The 18,013-nt window shown below is 40.0% G+C and carries 18 protein-coding genes; all 18 read left to right on the top strand.

Going from position 1 to position 18,013, the window contains the following annotated elements; translation table 11 throughout:
• The first annotated feature begins 3 nt into the window (after positions 1 to 3).
• The 18 genes from gatA (at position 4) to ACE1TH_RS18935 (ending at position 17,950) form a co-directional block, all read left to right on the top strand.
• On the top strand, positions 4 to 1,455 hold the full coding sequence (gatA, locus tag ACE1TH_RS19020) for an Asp-tRNA(Asn)/Glu-tRNA(Gln) amidotransferase subunit GatA (protein WP_099305259.1): 1,452 nt from the start codon (positions 4 to 6) through the stop codon (positions 1,453 to 1,455).
• A 15-nt stretch (positions 1,456 to 1,470) separates the two neighbouring features.
• Complete coding sequence (gatB, locus tag ACE1TH_RS19015) at positions 1,471 to 2,901, top strand: Asp-tRNA(Asn)/Glu-tRNA(Gln) amidotransferase subunit GatB (RefSeq protein WP_375079798.1); 1,431 nt, start codon at positions 1,471 to 1,473, stop codon at positions 2,899 to 2,901.
• Between the two features lie 200 nt (positions 2,902 to 3,101).
• Positions 3,102 to 4,010: a diacylglycerol kinase gene (locus ACE1TH_RS19010; RefSeq protein WP_255224881.1), complete on the top strand. Its 909-nt coding sequence runs from the start codon at positions 3,102 to 3,104 to the stop codon at positions 4,008 to 4,010.
• A gap of 191 nt (positions 4,011 to 4,201) precedes the next feature.
• Positions 4,202 to 4,975 (top strand): DeoR/GlpR family DNA-binding transcription regulator, encoded by a 774-nt coding sequence (locus ACE1TH_RS19005; RefSeq protein WP_255224882.1) that lies wholly within the window; start codon positions 4,202 to 4,204, stop codon positions 4,973 to 4,975.
• Positions 4,976 to 4,981: 6 nt separating this feature from the next.
• On the top strand, positions 4,982 to 5,464 hold the full coding sequence (locus ACE1TH_RS19000; protein ID WP_099305251.1) for a PTS sugar transporter subunit IIA: 483 nt from the start codon (positions 4,982 to 4,984) through the stop codon (positions 5,462 to 5,464).
• Entirely contained in the window at positions 5,461 to 5,739 is a 279-nt protein-coding gene (locus ACE1TH_RS18995) for a PTS sugar transporter subunit IIB (protein WP_099305249.1), read from the top strand. Before ACE1TH_RS19000 ends, ACE1TH_RS18995 begins: the two co-directional genes overlap by 4 nt.
• A gap of 122 nt (positions 5,740 to 5,861) precedes the next feature.
• The gene (locus tag ACE1TH_RS18990; protein WP_375079754.1) at positions 5,862 to 6,392 is read left to right on the top strand and encodes a hypothetical protein; all 531 of its coding nucleotides are present in this window, start codon (positions 5,862 to 5,864) and stop codon (positions 6,390 to 6,392) included.
• 194 nt (positions 6,393 to 6,586) lie between these two features.
• Positions 6,587 to 7,249, top strand: a complete 663-nt coding sequence (locus tag ACE1TH_RS18985; protein WP_255224884.1) for a GntR family transcriptional regulator — start codon at positions 6,587 to 6,589, stop codon at positions 7,247 to 7,249.
• Positions 7,246 to 8,133: an acetaldehyde dehydrogenase (acetylating) gene (locus ACE1TH_RS18980; protein ID WP_255224885.1), complete on the top strand. Its 888-nt coding sequence runs from the start codon at positions 7,246 to 7,248 to the stop codon at positions 8,131 to 8,133. Before ACE1TH_RS18985 ends, ACE1TH_RS18980 begins: the two co-directional genes overlap by 4 nt.
• 6 nt (positions 8,134 to 8,139) lie before the next feature.
• The gene (dmpG, locus tag ACE1TH_RS18975; protein ID WP_176554483.1) at positions 8,140 to 9,147 is read left to right on the top strand and encodes a 4-hydroxy-2-oxovalerate aldolase; all 1,008 of its coding nucleotides are present in this window, start codon (positions 8,140 to 8,142) and stop codon (positions 9,145 to 9,147) included.
• Between the two features lie 106 nt (positions 9,148 to 9,253).
• Positions 9,254 to 11,119, top strand: coding sequence for a XylR N-terminal domain-containing protein (locus tag ACE1TH_RS18970; protein WP_375079753.1), 1,866 nt, complete (start codon positions 9,254 to 9,256; stop codon positions 11,117 to 11,119).
• A gap of 210 nt (positions 11,120 to 11,329) precedes the next feature.
• Positions 11,330 to 12,514 (top strand): acyl-CoA dehydrogenase family protein, encoded by a 1,185-nt coding sequence (locus tag ACE1TH_RS18965; protein ID WP_375079752.1) that lies wholly within the window; start codon positions 11,330 to 11,332, stop codon positions 12,512 to 12,514.
• A 21-nt stretch (positions 12,515 to 12,535) separates the two neighbouring features.
• Positions 12,536 to 13,018, top strand: coding sequence for a flavin reductase family protein (locus ACE1TH_RS18960; protein WP_176554482.1), 483 nt, complete (start codon positions 12,536 to 12,538; stop codon positions 13,016 to 13,018).
• 15 nt (positions 13,019 to 13,033) lie between these two features.
• Positions 13,034 to 13,834: an FAD synthetase family protein gene (locus tag ACE1TH_RS18955; protein ID WP_099305237.1), complete on the top strand. Its 801-nt coding sequence runs from the start codon at positions 13,034 to 13,036 to the stop codon at positions 13,832 to 13,834.
• 16 nt (positions 13,835 to 13,850) lie between these two features.
• Complete coding sequence (gene hpaD, locus ACE1TH_RS18950; protein ID WP_375079751.1) at positions 13,851 to 14,807, top strand: 3,4-dihydroxyphenylacetate 2,3-dioxygenase; 957 nt, start codon at positions 13,851 to 13,853, stop codon at positions 14,805 to 14,807.
• A 19-nt stretch (positions 14,808 to 14,826) separates the two neighbouring features.
• Positions 14,827 to 15,681 carry an alpha/beta fold hydrolase gene (locus ACE1TH_RS18945; RefSeq protein ID WP_099305233.1) on the top strand — a complete coding sequence of 285 codons (855 nt, stop codon included), beginning with the start codon at positions 14,827 to 14,829 and terminating at the stop codon, positions 15,679 to 15,681.
• Positions 15,674 to 16,483, top strand: coding sequence for a 2-keto-4-pentenoate hydratase (locus tag ACE1TH_RS18940; protein ID WP_375079750.1), 810 nt, complete (start codon positions 15,674 to 15,676; stop codon positions 16,481 to 16,483). Before ACE1TH_RS18945 ends, ACE1TH_RS18940 begins: the two co-directional genes overlap by 8 nt.
• 78 nt (positions 16,484 to 16,561) lie before the next feature.
• Positions 16,562 to 17,950: a solute carrier family 23 protein gene (locus tag ACE1TH_RS18935; protein ID WP_375079749.1), complete on the top strand. Its 1,389-nt coding sequence runs from the start codon at positions 16,562 to 16,564 to the stop codon at positions 17,948 to 17,950.
• Positions 17,951 to 18,013: the final 63 nt, after the last annotated feature.

Genomic DNA, 18,013 nt, shown 5'->3' with positions numbered 1-18,013 from the left:
AGCATGTCATTATTTGACCATTCAATAAAAGAGCTGCACGAAAAGCTCGCAGCAAAAGAAATTAATGTTAGCGATCTTGTTGATACGTCATACAAGCGTATTAATGAAGTTGACAGTAAAGTAAAGGCGTTTTTAACGCTCGATGAAGAACGAGCACGTACTTTAGCGAAGCAATTAGATGAAGTAGATGCTTCTGCGAAAGATGTTTTATTCGGGATGCCAATAGGGATTAAAGATAATATTGTGACGAAAGATCTTCGCACAACATGCTCAAGTAAAATGTTAGAGAACTTTATACCGATTTATGACGCTACGGTAATGAACAAATTAAGAGCGGCAGAAACCATTACAATCGGAAAAATTAATATGGATGAATTTGCTATGGGTTCATCGAATGAGAACTCTGCATTTCAAACAACGACGAATCCGTGGAATACAGATTATGTACCTGGAGGGTCTAGTGGTGGTTCAGCTGCTGCTGTTGCTGCTGGAGAAGTACCATTCTCTCTTGGTTCGGATACAGGTGGTTCCATTCGTCAACCAGCTGCTTATTGTGGCGTTGTTGGCTTAAAACCTACATATGGGCGAGTTTCCCGTTTCGGACTCGTAGCATTTGCTTCGTCTCTTGATCAAATTGGACCAATAACCCGTTCTGTTGAAGACAATGCCTATCTTTTTGAAGCGATTGCTGGCCACTGCCCTTCCGATTCAACATCTGCACAATTACCAGTTCCTCCATTTAGCGAATCATTGACTGGAGAAATTAAAGGTCTACGTATTGCTGTCCCTTCAGAATATTTAGGTGAAGGTGTCGACCCAGAAGTTCGCCAATCGGTGCTCGATGCCCTTGCTGTATTAGAAAAACAGGGTGCGGTATGGGAAGAAGTGTCGCTTCCACATTCGAAGTATGCGCTTGCCGCTTATTATGTCATTGCGTCATCAGAGGCATCGGCTAACCTTGCACGTTTTGACGGTGTTCGCTATGGTTACCGCGCGGAAGGAGCAAAGGATTTACTCGAGCTTTATATGAAAACACGCTCTGAAGGCTTTGGGGATGAAGTGAAACGTCGTATTATGCTAGGAACTTTTGCCCTTAGCTCTGGTTACTATGATGCGTATTACAAAAAAGCACAGCAAGTTCGAACACTGATTAAAAAAGATTTCGATGATGTATTTGCTGCGTACGATGTTGTAATTGGGCCGACAACCCCAACACCTGCATTTAAAATTGGCGACCAACTGGATGATCCGATGACGATGTATGCCAATGATATTTTAACAATTCCTGTTAACTTATCCGGTGTACCAGCTCTATCGGTTCCTTGTGGTTTTAAAGATGGATTGCCACTTGGGCTACAGATCATCGGGAAACATTTTGATGAAGCAACCATTTATCGAGTTGCAGATGCTTATGAAAAAGCAACAACATTTTCTAAAGAAAGACCAGCATTGTAAGGGAGGGAAATCGTGATGAATTTTGAAACAATCATTGGATTAGAAGTGCACGTTGAATTGAAGACAGACTCTAAAATTTTCTCTCCGAGCCCTAACCACTTCGGTGCTGATCCAAATGCAAATACAAGTGTTATTGATTTAGGTTATCCAGGCGTTTTACCAGTCTTAAACGAGCGTGCCGTTGATTTCGCTATGAAAGCTGCGCTGGCGCTAAATTGTGATATCGCTACGAACACGAAGTTTGATCGAAAAAACTATTTTTACCCAGATAATCCAAAAGCGTATCAGATCTCTCAGTTCGATAAGCCGATTGGTGAAAACGGTTGGATTGAAATCGAAGTAGATGGCAAAAAGAAAAAAATTGGCATCACTCGTCTTCATATGGAAGAGGATGCAGGAAAGCTTACCCACGGAGAAGATGGTTATTCTCTTGTAGACTTTAATCGTCAAGGCACTCCGCTCGTGGAGATCGTGTCTGAGCCTGATATTCGCACGCCTGAAGAAGCATATGCTTATTTGGAAAAATTAAAAGCGATTATTCAATATACAGGCGTATCCGATTGTAAAATGGAAGAGGGTTCTTTACGATGTGACGCGAACATCTCTCTTCGTCCGATTGGCCAAGAAGAATTCGGAACGAAAGCAGAATTGAAAAACTTAAACTCGTTTAACTTTGTTCGCAAAGGTTTAGAGTACGAAGAAAAACGTCAAGAACAAGTGTTATTATCTGGTGGCGTAATTGAACAAGAGACACGTCGCTTTGACGAAGCCGGAAATAAGACGATTCTTATGCGTGTAAAGGAAGGCTCAGACGACTACCGTTACTTCCCTGAACCGGATTTACTTAACTTGTACATTGATGAAACGTGGAAAGAACGTGTGCGTGCGGAAATTCCCGAGCTACCAGATGCTCGAAAAGAGCGTTATGTAAGAGATCTTGGTTTACCAGCTTATGACGCTCATGTTTTAACACTTACAAAAGAAATGTCCGACTTCTTTGAAGAGACATTAAAACAAGGTGCAGATGCGAAGCCGACTTCAAACTATTTAATGGGAGATGTCTTGGCTTATCTCAATTCAGAACAAAAAGAGCTGAATGATGTTGCATTAACACCAGCAGGTCTTGCCGGGATGATTAAATTAATTTCTGAAGGCACGATTTCTTCTAAAATTGCCAAGAAAGTTTTTAAAGAGCTAATTGAAAACGGTGGTGACGCAGAACAAATTGTAAAAGATAAAGGGCTTGTGCAAATTTCTGATGAAGGCGAACTTCGAAAAATGGTGACCGACGTCCTTGATGCAAATGAACAATCCATTATTGATTACAAAAATGGAAAAGACCGTGCACTTGGTTTCCTTGTCGGCCAAATTATGAAGGCGTCAAAAGGAAAAGCAAATCCACCAATGGTAAATAAATTATTGATCGAAGAAATGGATAAGCGATAAAAATCCGCTTTGAAAACAAGAGAGCGCACGCGTTCTCTTGTTTTTTATGACTTATGCGTTTATTCTATGAACCATTAGGGGAAAATAAGGAAGATGTTTACTTGTTTTTACAACTTATCAGTCATTCTTGCATACGAACCGTACAAAAAATAAGGTACAATGAGAATGAGATAAAGTGAAATGGAAAAGTAGGGATTGCAATGAAACGAGCACGATTAATTTATAATCCGAGCTCTGGCAGAGAGCAATTGAAAAAGAATTTGGCATACATACTAAATCGACTTGAGCACGCCGGTTATGAGGCATCGACTCACGCTACTACACCTGAAGAAGGTTGTGCGACACGCGCAGCAAAACAAGCAGGTGAGCGTGGGTTTGATTTAGTGATTGCTGCTGGTGGCGATGGAACAATCTTTGAAGTAGTAAATGGTCTTGCTGATTTACAAAAACGACCGATGCTCGGCATCATTCCAGCTGGTACAACAAATGATTTTGCCCGGGCGCTCGAGATTTCTCGGGATATTGAACAAGCTATGGACGTCATTTGTAGCGGTCATCATGAGCCGATTGATATTGGCCGGATGAATAATAAGTACTTTACAAATATTGCAGCAGCGGGAACACTAACAGAATTAACGTATGAAGTGCCGGCAAAATTAAAAACGATGGTCGGACAAATGGCTTACTACATAAAAGGCATTGAAAAACTCCCGCAAGTAAAGCCAACAGCTGTGCGTATTGAATACGACGGCAAACTTTTTGAAGGCGAAATTATGATGTTTTTGGTGGCGAACACGAATTCCGTTGGTGGATTTGAAAAATTGGCTCCGAGCGCATCATTACAGGATGGCATGTTTGATTTTCTCGTCGTGAAAAAAACATCGTTTCCAGAGTTTGTTCATTTAGCTTCCCTCGCGTTAAGAGGTGAACACATTAATCATTCAAAGCTTTTATATGTAAAAGCCAATCGAATTAAGGTTGAATTACTTGAGGATCATGAAATGCAGCTAAATCTTGATGGTGAACGCGGCGGCGTGCTCCCTGCAGAGTTTGTGAATATGTATCATCATTTTAACTTGCTGATGCCAAAGAACCGCAAACGTCGATAAGGAAAAACAAAATAAATAATGAGAGGTTGAGTCAAATGCGAGTGCATGTCTCATCTCTCTTTTTTTTTTTTGCTTTTTATTGATTTTCATCTTTTTTACATAGTTTAATTCCATAAAAGCAAAAATAAAATAATATATAAGTTTGCTTTTTTTGTCTTTATAAATTATAGTAAAGATGAGGGAGGGATTGGATGCTTGCTGAGGAACGACAAAAACGGATTATGCAAGAATTATATGAGCATCAATCTGTAAAAATTGCTGACCTTATTGAACGTTTACAAGTGACAAGAGAAACCATTCGTAAAGATTTATACGACCTTGAAAAAAAGAATGTCATCCGAAAAGTTCACGGTGGCGCTGTGTTAAATAAAGCAAATTTTGAAACCAAATACGTTAGTCGAAAAGCGGTAAATGAACCAGAAAAACGAGCCATTGCCAGAAAAGCCGCTACGTTTGTTGAAGAAAATGACATCGTTTATATTGACTATGGGACGACAGCTCTTTATCTTACCCAAGAACTCATTCTTCTCCACAAAAAACTGACGATCGTAACAAATTCTTTAGCCATTGCCAATGAAGTGGTCGATGGATCTGAATTTGAATTAATTATGATCGGAGGCCATGTTAGAAGGAACGAACGCTCAACATTTGGTCCGATTGCAACACGAACAATGAACGAGCTTTTTGTCGATATTGGCTTTTTCAGTGCTGGTGCCGTACATCCTGATCACGGTTATACGAGTATTCATTTAGGGGAAGCCGAGGTTTCGCGATTAATGCTAAGTCATTCACAAAAGCAAATTATGATGATTGATTACTCGAAATACGGAACGGTGCACATGAATCGTATTAGTAAGACCGAAGAGATTGAATGGTTAGTGACAGATGAGAAAGCAGACCCAGCGATGCTTGAGACGATTAAGACAAAAACCAAAAACGTGTTAGTCGCAACAAGTGAAGTGTAACAAGTGATGACAAGCTCTTTATTTGACGAACGATTTGTCTTTTTAAATCAAACTTATAAAAATAAAGACGAGATCATCAGGAGGCTCGGCTCCTCTATGGAGACGTTCCAATGTGCGAAGGCAGGTTACACAGACGAATTACTAAAGAGAGAAAAAATAGCTCCAACAGCGTTATCGTTTCATTCACGTGGTGTAGCTCTTCCACACATCCATGATGCGTACGTTACGACAAGTAAAATTGGGGTACTAACTTTAACGAATCCAGTCCCTTTTAAACAAATGGGCGCGCCAAATAAAGGTATACCCGTATCAATTGTCTGTTTGCTTGGAATAAAAAATGAACAATTAGCAAAAGAAGCTGTTTATCAGTTACTAACGAAACTACAGGATCATGCCTTTTTACTAACACTTTGTTCGCTTTCGTCATCAAAAGAAGCGGTTCAATTGTTAAACAAATGGTTACTCGAACAGGAGGAGGAGTTAAAGTGAAAACTGTTATTGTTGCTTGTTCCGGAGCCTTAGCTACTTCGATGGTTGTAGCGCGAAAAGTGGATACCCTTTTAAAAGAACATAAGATTAGCGCCGTCATTTCACAATGTCGTCTTAGTGAAGTTAATGAAAAACAACACCAAGCAGACTTGATTATAACTACAACACATCCATATCGTGTATACAGTGTACCTACTCTTCATGGATTGTCATTTTTATCAGGCGTTGGCGTAAACAAGACTTGTGACGAGATTCTCTCTCTCTTAGCTAAATAAAACGGATGAAGAGCTTTTCTAATAGAATGGCTCTTTTTTGTAAGCGGCAGCGTATATATAGGGAAGATATGATGAACTCTTTCAATGAAAGGAAGAAGATTAGTTTAATCCATTGGCTTTTGATGAATGGAAGTATTTATTTGGTGTATGTTCTCGCTGTTCTAAGCTTGGGACCTGTAGACGGCTCTTATTTTATTATTATGTATTGTATAGGAAGTTTGGTGCTGCTCAGTGCAGGTTTGTTGACGCTTGTAAAGCGAACGCATGTGCTCCACTTATTTCCCTTTCTGCAGAAGCTTCATGAATTTAATGTACAAGTGCTTGGCAAGAGATGGATGCAGTGGCTTATGGTTCAAGGATTATTGATGGCGATCATTGGTATAAGCGCTTTATTGTACTATAGTTTTCCTCTATTTGTTGATTCACCTCGTTTAAGTATAATCTATGTGTTTTCATTTCCTATTTTTACAATGTTTTGGGCTGTTCTTATTAATGTCGTTATGTTTCTAGAATTCCAATCAATCATCCGTCAGCTAGGGAGAGAAAGTACTAAAATCCCGCTTTTATTTGTGATAATCATGCCGATGTTTATCGGTTTCATCTATTTAGGAAGCTACAGCGGTCTTTTAACCATAGTAGATTGGTTTATTTGAGTCAATTTCAAAATGATCCGTGGTCGCCATTTTAAACAATTATATGTCTTTACGGATGAGTTTTAAGTTATGACATTCATTCATCGAACATTCAAGAGCTGAAGAGGCTCTTTTTTTATTGACAAATTAAAATGAAACCGATAACATAGTTAACAGTTAATTGTTAACATTTCAGAAAATTAAAGAGGTAAATCATGAGATACGAAAAACAAACAATAAGTGAACAAATTGTCGCTTCTTTAAGAAAAGCAATTGTCTTGCAAGAATACCAAGAGGGTGATCCATTAGTAGAAAGCGAGTTATCAAAAGCGTTAGGTGTTAGTAGAGGTCCGATTCGAGAGGCGTTTCATCAGCTAGAGTCTGAAAATCTTGTCACCAAACGCACGAACGGAAGAACGATTGTAAATCGCTTTACTGAAGTCGATATAGCAAATTTATACGATAGCCGAATACTGATAGAAAAACATGCAATCGCCACTTCATCGGCGGAACATATACAAGAAGCGGTGCAGAAATTAACAGCGTGCATTCATGATATGGAGCAGTCGTTTGAACTTAATCAACGCAATGTCTCTGCAGATTTAAGGTTTCATCAACTAATTGTTAGCACTGCGAATAATAAGACGTTGCTTCAATTATGGAAGTCTTTAAAAGCGATGTTTACAACGTTGATCGATATTACGAGTGAAGTGTCGTTTAGTGACCAACGAGAGGTCATTGAATTACATAAAGAAATGGTAGAGGCGATGGCTAATCAAGATCTTCATTTTGCACAACAATTGTTGGAGAAACATTTAATTGAAGCGCGAAATTACTGCATTATTGGTGTGAATCAAGTGAAGGAGATGAAAAAATGACAAAAACAACATGTGCCATTATTGGTTCAGGGAATATTGGAACGGACTTAATGTATAAATTATTGAGAAGCGAAACGCTACAGCCTACCGCAATGATAGGAGTCGACCGTCACTCAAAAGGTTTGGCTCTAGCGAAGGAGTATGGGTTAAAACCTATCTATACAAGTATTGAAGGGTTACAAGCTGAGCCAGACCTTGCTGAAATAGTGTTTGAGGCTACATCTGCTAAAGCACACTTACATCATGCACCGCTTTTAAAGGAAATGGGTAAGAAAGTGATTGATTTAACCCCCGCTGCTGTTGGACCATTCTTTGTTCCTGCTGTCCAAGATAAAGAAAGCGACATTACTCATTATGATAACGTAAATATGGTGACATGTGGGGGACAAGCAACAATTCCAATGATTAAAGCTGTATCTGACGTCGTTCCTATTGAGTATGGGGAAATTGTCGCGTCCATTTCAAGTAAAAGTGCAGGTATTGGAACCCGACAAAACATTGATGAATTTACAGTTACGACGGCTCGAGCAATTGAACAAGTTGGGAAGGCGAAACAAGGAAAAGCAATTATTATCTTAAACCCAGCTGATCCACCTGTACTAATGAGAAACACGATTCATATCCAACTTTCAGAGGATTCATCTGTACATCGCCAGAACATACTTCAATCGTTACAAACGACTCTTGAAAACGTTCAGGCATATGTACCAGGTTATCGCTATAAAGCAGATCCTGTGATAAAAGACAAAATTGTAACCGTTTCAATTGAAGTTGAAGGGAATGGAGATTTCTTACCGACGTATGCGGGAAATCTTGATATCATCACATCTGCAGCAGTGAAAACAGGTGAACTAATGGCTGAACAAATGACAGTGAAAGGGTGAGGAGAAATGAATCGTATTACAATTAATGATGTGACGTTACGTGATGGAATGCATGCACTATCACACCAATATTCAAAAGAGCAAATTGCACAATTAACGCAGCTTCTCGATCAAACAGGTGTAGACATTATTGAAGCAACTCACGGAGATGGTCTTGGTGGGAGCTCGATCCAATATGGTTTCGCCAAAGAAACCGAAGAGACGATTATTCGCACTGCTGTTGCGAATGCGAAACAAGCAAAAATTGCTGTCCTACTCTTACCAGGAGTAGGCACAATTGATCATTTAAAGCGTGCGCATGATTATGGTGCTAGCGTTGTTCGGGTTGCTACGCACTGTACGGAAGCAGATGTGTCTGAACAACATATCCGAGCAGCAAAAGAGCTTGGTATGGATACGGTTGGTTTTTTGATGATGGCTCATCGTACCTCACCTGAGCATTTGCTAGAAGAAGCAAAAAAAATGGAGGCTTACGGCGCTGACACGATTTACGTGACTGATTCAGCAGGTGCTTTAACAATGAACGAAGTCAAAGAACGTATTTCATTGTTTAACGAACATCTTTCTGTTGAGATTGGTTTCCATGGTCATAATAATTTATCGTTAGGTGTGGCAAACTCAATTGTCGCCATTGAAGCAGGTGCAAAAAGAATTGATACAAGTTTAGCCGGTATGGGAGCAGGCGCTGGTAATACGGCAACAGAGCAACTTGTCGCTGTTATGAACAAAATGGGAATTTCCCACAATGTTGATTTATATCAAACGATGGATGCAGCTGAAAATATAATGAAACCGATGATGAAGCGACCTGTACAAATTGATAATTTGAGCTTAACGCTTGGTTATACAGGCGTGTACTCTAGCTTTTTACTATTTGCTGAACGAGCAGGTAAAGAATACGGGGTCGATCCTAGAGATATTTTAACTCGAGTGAGTGAAATGGGTGCAGTCGGTGGACAAGAAGACTGGATTATTGGCGTGGCACAAGAACTCGCAAAAGAAAAAGTGAGCTAAATAAGTAGGAGACATTGTTAAATCATGCAATGTCTCTTTTTAATTGTAAATGGATGCGCTTTCAATTACAGTTAAGGAAGCCAATTGTTTAGTAGGGGGACGTTAGATGAGCTTTATGATCAAAGAAAAGAGTCATCGAGAAGAGCCGCACATTATTAATGAAGAGCGAAAACTTGCATCATCCACTTCCGCACTAGGTATTTTAAGAGAAAAACTCGTTGAAAATTTGGGCATTCAACGAATTGATAGCTTTTTATTTCATTATGGCTACGAAATGGGCGTTCACGATGCAAAAGAAGCAAAGAAAACCGACAAAACCATTGAAGAATTAATTATAGAAGGACCAAAACTTCACATGAAAAGTGGGCATATTCAAGGTTTTGAACATAAATGTCAGGTTGAATACGATGGGGACCAATTAAAATCGGTAACGGGAAAAGGAACATGGATTGGCTCTTATGAAGCATATGAGCACAAAAAGCGATTAGGTATAGCGGATACCCCAGTTTGTTACACGTTGCTTGGCTATTCAAGTGGTTTTATGTCAACCATTTTTGAACGGGAACTCATTGCGCGTGAACTAACATGTACAGGGGCAGGACATGCGGAATGTCGTTGGGTGATTCGTTTAAAAGAAGAGTGGGAGCAAGATGCCCATGAAGATATTTATAATCAACATTCATCGCCTATCGTGCAGGAGCTAGAATACACATACGACCAATTATTCGATCAAACGAATTTAGTTACAAAATTATCTACTTTCCAAAACTTATTAACAAAAGAAATTGTAGATGGAAGCGACTTACAAACTTTAACAAATCGGGCCTATGAAATTATTAAACGCCCGCTCATTATTGACGATTTAAAGTTAGATCCCCTCTCGTTTGCGGGCATTTCCGAAGAAAGAATTAAAGTCATTGATGCAGAAAGTAAACAAAAGTTACCTGGGCATGTAGTGAAAAATCGGAAACGCTATGCTGTACCATTTCGAAAAAAAATAATGGAGCTAGACGGCTACTTACGGTGCATCGTCCCAGTTATGGTTGAAAACGAAATCTATGGCTATTGCTCTCTATTAATAAAAGAACAAAAGGAACAACAAACGAAGGAAGAATTTCTCTTTCTTGAGCATTTTGCCAATGCAGTAGCTTTAATTTTGCTAAATGAAAAAACGAGGTTTGATTCCTATGAGCGAATGAAAGGCAATTTTTTTGAACAGGTGCTTGAAAACAAGAGTTCTACATCGGAACTGTTAAATAAAGCAAAATATATCGGTTTTAATTTAAACAAACCTTTTTATATTGCTGTTGTGGAATATGTAAATGATGTTGACTCAATAGAAGAAGAGTTTGCATTTAACGAACATATAATGGAAGCTACTTTTCAATTTTTTAATAAAGAACGGTTAGCGGTGTTGTCTACGTTGCGAGAAACGAATGTCATTCTTTATTTGCCTGATCTAACTGAAAGACAAATTGAAAACGTGTTAAATAAGTATTTACAGCATCTTTCAGAAGAATTTCCACAAACCTATGTGAAGATAGGTCTTAGCCAAAACGGTGAAGGGATTGTGGAGATCAAGGATCGTTATCATGAAGCGACGATTGCGCTAAGACTTGCAATAAAAAAAGCAATCGTTTCTTATGAAACCCTTGGGATTGTCGGTCTTTTACTAAATACGCGCCATCTAGATGAATTCCACGTTATGGCAAAAAAAGAGCTGAAAGAGATCTACCAACTAAAAGAAGAAAAACGTGCCGAACTTTTAAAGACTCTTTATTATTTTCTTGAGAACGGCGGGAATTTAGAGAGAACGAAGGATGACTTAGCGTTATCAATGAGCGGATTACGTCATCGAATTCAACGGTTAGAAGAATTACTTGATCGTGATTTACGTAAGCCTAGTGAAGCTCATTCACTGTTTTTATTATTAAAAGCACTTGTGGTTTTAGAAGAATTGGCATTAACGTAAAGACAGCGACAGAGCGCCCGTTATCGTGGCGCTTTTTTAGCGTGACTGTTTTCTTTTAAGGAATGTTGCTGTAAAACCAACAAAAACAGCCAGAGAAAAAGAAAAACTTAGACAGTTAGTGTTCTATGAGAAAACGCTTACTTGCGATAAATTAAGAATTAAGAAAAATGAAAGCGTAAACAAATTATTGAAATAGAGAGGGTGCGAAAGATGAGTAATCTTGCTGTAGAACCAAAAACAACTTCAGAAAAAGAAATGTTGGACTTAGCACATCGAGTTGGGAAATTAGCAGAAGAAGAGGCACAATATGCTGAAAAAGAAGCAAATGTTTCTGCAAAAGTCATTGATCTCATGAAAGAAACAGGATTGACGAGAATGATGCTTCCTCAAGAGTACGAAGGTCCAAAAGTTAGCATACGTACATTTGGTAAAGTGGTACGAACGATTGCAACGTATAACATCTCAGCAGCATGGCTTGCTTACTTATATCCACTTCATAATATGCTACCAGCTTACTTACCAAAAGAAGGACAGGAAGAAATCATTAACCAAGGCGGGTTGATTAGCGACATCTTTGCCGCTGTCGGTACAGCAAAAAAAGATGGCGATGGCTACCGAGTAAGTGGTACGTGGAATTTTGTAAGTGGCGTTAATCATAGTGACTGGGTTGGGATCGGTGTGAAAATTCAAATGCCAGACGGTGATCGACCAGAGATGTGTTTGCCTCTTGTACGAACATCTGAAGTGAAAATTGTTGAAAACTGGGACACGTTTGGATTAAGAGGAAGCGGAAGCAACCAAATTGTTCTCGAAGATGTGTATGTCCCGATGGAACGCATTTTCCGTGTAGAACAGTCACAAAAAACAAGACGACCGGTTGAGTCGAATTATGATGCGAGTTATCCCCTTTATCATGTCCCAATGTTCCCTGCATTTTACTTTGGGTTTCCAGAGATTGCGCTTGGTGGAACAGAGCGCATCATCTCAGAATTTAAAAGAATGACAGAAAAGCGTGTACGTTTAATGGATGGTGTTACAGAAAGTGAGTCTCCACGAAGCCAACGTGTGCTAGCAGAAATCACAACTGAATTTAAAGCAGCTGAAGCATTAATGGATAAATATATTGATTTACTCGAGAATTACGAGAGTGATGGCGAACAAACAACAGCAGCTGAATTTTTTGCTATTCGTACAAAGATCATTAAAACATGTAGTGAAATTGCGTTACGCGTTTTGCTTACATTAGGGGGCGGCGCGCTTTATAAAGGCGGACTAATCGAATTATTTTTTAGAGATATTCTTGCCGTCGCTACACATAAAACATCACTTTATGAAGATTCAGTGGCAGCATATGGACAAGAGTTATTTGGCTTTGAAAGTGGCGTTAGAGGTTAATTGAAAGGGGAGGAAAGAATGATGGATAGTCAAAAATTTCGCCAAGCAATGGGGAAATTTACAACAGGCGTAACGGTTATTGCAACGGAAACAGAAAAAAACGTATACGGCATGACAGCCAACGCGTTTATGTCGCTATCACTGGATCCACAAATGATCGTCATTTCTGTAGGTGAGAAGGCGAAGCTAAAAGGAAGAATTCAAGAGAGTGGTAAATTTTCCGTTAACATTCTAGCAGATAACCAACAAGAACTTTCTATGTTGTTTGCAGGACAAATCAAAGAAAAAAAAGAAATCGATTTTGCTTACCTTGAAGGAACCCCGATTATTCCAAAAGCCGTTGCTTCGATTGCGTGTGAAGTATCTTCAGAGTATCTCGAGGGCGATCATACATTATTTGTCGGCAAAGTCCTCGACATTCAACTTGAAGATGAGGAACCACTAGTATTTTATAGTGGGAAATACCGCGCACTACAAGGAGAAGAGGCCGTACTACTAAAGTAAAGGAGTGGTTGTAAGGTGAAGACCATCTATTTAGACAAAGACACGATTCAAGAACACCATTCAACAGAACAAAGCGTGCTGGCTCTAGGGAATTTTGATGGGCTTCATCTCGGGCACTCGGCTGTGATCGATAAGGCTAAACAAATAGCCGATCGAAAAAAGCTCTCGTTAGCGGTCATGAGTTTTTCTCCTCATCCTAAAACCGTTTTAGGAAAAGATATACAGGCGTTCAATCATTTAATGCCGATCAAAGAAAAAGAGCGACGGCTTGCGATGATGGGGGTAGACCTCTTTTATATCGTCGAATTTAATCGAGCGTTTGCTCGCTTATCACCGGAGAGTTTTGAAACAAACTATTTGCTCCACTTAGGTGCGAAAGCAGTGGTTGCAGGATTTGACTATGCGTATGGCTATAAAGGAGAAGGAAATTTAGCGTCTTTAAAACAAAGACAATCGGATCTTGAAGTGATTGAAGTAGACAAAGTCGAGTGGGATGGAGAGAAAATCAGTTCAACATTAATCCGACAATGCCTGCATCAAGGCAACGTAGCCAAAATGAAAACCTTGCTAGGTGAATCTTATCAAACGGAGTGTGAGCGAGTGAATGGTTCGGTAGTCGTGAAGCCTTATTATACGGTGCCAACACCTGGACGCTATCATATTCGTATGATTCAAGGTGAAAAAAGCTATATCGATGTTGCCACGGTTTGCAGAGAAGGACGCGTCACGTTGGAGTCAGGAAAGCCCAACTTTGAACCGAACCAAGAACCACTTTTCATTGAATGGAACGAGCAAGTTGAACTTATAAGAAACTAAAAAAGGGATGAAAAATATGATTTTACGTTTAGGTCAAATTGAATTGTTTGTAACAAATCTCGATGCCTCAAAACATTTTTATGTAGATGTACTCGGCTTTACTGAAGTTGAACGTACTGCACAAAGTTTATATTTAAAAGCTGTTGATGAATTCGATCGTTACACGCTCGTGTTAACAGAGAAAAAAGAAGCAGCACTAGGAAGCTTTGGCTTACGTGTATCCAGCCCCGAGCATCTGGAATTCTTAGAGAAAAAGCATCAAGAAATGGGCATCGAGACAGAGTGGGTACACGACAGCCCTCATCCGGGAAGAGGATCGATTTTACGTGTAGCAGAGCCGGACGGACACCCGGTTGAGTTTTATCATGATATGGAACAAATCAAGGTAGGGCAAGGTGTTCTTGGCGTCGATGCGTTACCTATGCGACATACGCATTTACAAAACGGCATTCCACCAGTACGAATTGACCATATGAATATTCGTGTTCCCAGTGTAGATAATGCGCTGGACTATTGGCAGGAAATTGGCTTTAGTATTTCTGAATACGTGCAAGATGGCGATGAAAAATATGCAGCTTGGACAAGAGCGAAAACATCGACTCATGATGTCGCGCTTGTAAAGCATAAAGAAGCATCGTTGCATCACATCGCATATGTTGTCGATGGTGTGGCAGCCGTTGTTCGTACAGCAGATTTACTTGCCGATGCTGGCTACCGTGATGCAGTCGAGTATGGACCAGGAAGACACGGCGTAACAAATGCATTTTTCCTATATATTAAAGATCCCGATGGTCACCGGATTGAAATTTACTCTGGAGATTATAACCGCGATCAAGACTTACCACCTATTGGCTGGACAAAAGAGCAGTATATGGAAAAAGGTAGATTATGGTGGGGACCTTCTGTTCCAGAAAGCTTCGTAGAAACAACGCCAATCACAAAAGATTGGGTCAAGCCAAAAATAACAAACTAATTATTTTGGAGGAACAATTATGACACTTTGGACAGATATGCAAGACTTGCAATATAGCCTCTATTATCTTGATGCAGATGGCATTCGAACTCGCGTGCTTGAAGCAGGATCAGGGGAACCGCTAATCTTACTACATGGTACAGGCGGACATATCGAAGCGTACGGACGGAACATGAAAGGGTTGAGCGAGAAATTCCGCGTCATTTGTATTGATATGCTAGGCCATGGGTATACAGATAAGCCTGATAAGCCATATGGAATTGACTTATACAGCGATCATTTACTCGCGGTTATCAAAGCGCTTGATTTAAAAGAAGTGCTTTTATCAGGAGAATCACTTGGTGGCTGGGTAGCTGCTTGGTTTGCTGCACATCATCCGCAGTATGTAAAGAGAATGGTTTTGAACACACCTGGAAACGTGAACAGTGATCCAGAGATTATGGCAAAATTAAAAGCATCAACGATTAAAGCAGTTGTCGAAGCGAGCTATGAAAATGTAAAAACGCGATTAGAGTGGCTCATGTACGATAAAAGCCAAGTAACCGAAGAGCTTATTGAAGCAAGGTATAAAATTTACACGCAGCCCTCTTACCAACGTGCGGTGTACAATATTGTTCATTTACAAGAAGTAGAGCCGAGAAAGCAGTATATTTGGGATCCGTCATGGTGCAGCAAAATCAAAGCACCAACGTTACTTGCCTGGACCGATCATGATCCAACTTCAACGGTTGAACAAGCAAAACCGATTCAAGAGATGATTCCTGGAAGCGAGTTAACGGTTATTAAAGATGCAGGTCACTGGCCACAATGGGAGCAAGTAGAAGCCTTCAATCAAGTCACGATTGACTATTTAACTGAGAAAGCGCATGTCTAAAGTGGATGATGCCATGAATCAAACAACAATAGATGAAGCATACCGCCGTTTAGACTCTGCTTACACAAACAAGCAGTCGATCGCTCCTTTAACACGTACGTTTCCAAACCTTGATATTCACGAGGCGTATCAAGTCCAACTTAAAACGATTCAGAACTGGGAAAGTCATGGAGGAACGATTGTTGGGAAAAAAATCGGCCTAACATCATTAGCTATGCAACAACTTCTGGGAGTCGATCAGCCTGATTATGGTCATCTTCTCAAGTCGATGGAAGAAATAGAAGAGACACCGGTATCGTTGGATGCGTTATTCCAACCAAAGGCAGAAGGTGAAATTGCTTTTGTCTTAAAGAAAGATCTAAAAGGCCCAAATGTAACAACGGCTGATGTTATGGAAGCGACCGATTATATTGCACCAGCAATTGAGATTGTCGATAGTCGAATTAAAGATTGGGAAATCACATTGCCAGATACGATTGCCGATAATGCCTCTTGCGGACGGTACGTATTAGGGAAAAAGAAACTAGAACTGACGCAAGAAATCGATTTAGCAGAAATTGAGATGAACCTATATAAAAATGGAATGCTAATCAATGAAGGGTCTGGCAAAGATGTATTAGGAAATCCAGCAACATGTGTCGCCTGGCTCGCCAATGCACTTTCTGAACATGGCATAGGGCTACACGCTGGAGAAGTCATTCTTTCAGGAGCGCTTTCCGCTGCTGTTGAAGTAGGAAATGATGATACGATTCATTGTGCATTTTCGACATTAGGAACAGTCGAGGCCACTTTTAAAGCGTAATTCTTAGAATGGAAAGCGAGCAACACGCTTTTCATTCTCTTTTCGCATCTATTTGTAAGCGATTTCAGAAGAAAAGAGGTGAACAAGCCCGTGTCCATGTATAAACGAAAGCCTGGTCATGAACAACCTTACTGGGCTTTAGGTCAATATAAAATTCGTATCCCTTTTGTCCACTTTAAGCTTGAACTACCAGAAATCATTCAAGGGATTGTACTGTTTACAGTTGGGTTAAGTATGATTGAGATTATGACAAGTGTAATGGGGATTTCTTATGAAGCAGCCTTGACCATTACCATCTTAAATCAATTTTTAATGCTGCTCCCGTCTATAATGGGCGTCCCGTTTGTTGGTGGATTTATAACAGCTTTAATTCCCGTCCTAATTTTGTTTTTGGAAGGATATGAACCAGGAACAGAAGCGATCCAAGCTGTCATTGCGGTGCAAATCATGCTTGCCGTTATCTTTTTATTGTTTGGAAAAACAGGTCTTGGTGAAATCCTAGTCAAAACATTACCAGCCTCACTTAAAGCTGGAATTCTAATTGGAGCTGGAATTACGGCTATTATGGCAGAAATCCAGCCTGGGGGCAGATTAACAGAGACACCTGTCGCAATAACAATAGGAACCTTACTATGTTTTTATATGATGTTCTCGCTTTCTTTTAAAGCGTTGTCGAAACGGAAAAAGCTCGTTGGAAGGATCGCGAGTTTTGGGATTATACCGGCGATCTTTATTGCCATTTTTATCGGTTGGGCTGTTGGGGAATATCCCACACCAAACGTGGAATGGGGAATTACAACGCCATCTTTTGGGGCAGTGTGGGATATTACGCCATTCGTCATTGGCTTTCCAACAATTGAAATGTTTATCGGCGCGATTCCGATTGCCATTTTAGCGTACGTAATTGCATATGGCGATATTATCGTTGGAGACAAATTAATTGAGCGGGTGAAACAGTTCCGTCCAGATGAAAAAATTGAATACACTTTTAAACAAGTGCATATGGTGACATTTTTTCGAAGTGTTTTAAATGCATTGTTTGTTCCACATCCAGGTATGGCGGGTCCGATTTTCACGGCAGGAACAGCCACGGTTGCTGAACGATACACAAACGGACGAACGTCGATGGATTCGATTTTCTCAGGTATGAATTCGTTATCAATTGCTTTTTCAATAGGCATATTCTTATTACCAGTAGTCACATTTTTTCAACCGTTCTTACCAATTGCACTAGCGTTAACGCTCATCCTCACCGGCTACTTATGTATTACAGTAGGCATGCAACAAATAAAAACTGAAACCGAGATGGGTGTAGCAGGTGTTATGGCGATTGTTCTTGCGATTTATGGTGCTGCGCCAGGACTTGTCGTCGGGATTCTTTTATACTTTTTGATTCAGCGATCTAGACAGAAACAAGACGGACCTAAACAACAAGAGTCGGAAGACGAAAAGAAAAAAATATCGTAGGATTGAACAAACAACTCATCCTTATCTGTAGAAGCGAAAAGAATCTTTCTGAGCGAGAAAGAT

The sequence above is a fragment of the Shouchella sp. JSM 1781072 genome, assembly GCF_041949915.1.
Taxonomy (GTDB): Bacteria; Bacillota; Bacilli; order Bacillales; family Bacillaceae_D; genus Shouchella.
The sequence above is the reverse complement of the archived record's forward strand: the minus strand, read 5'-3'. Positions and strand labels throughout refer to the sequence as shown.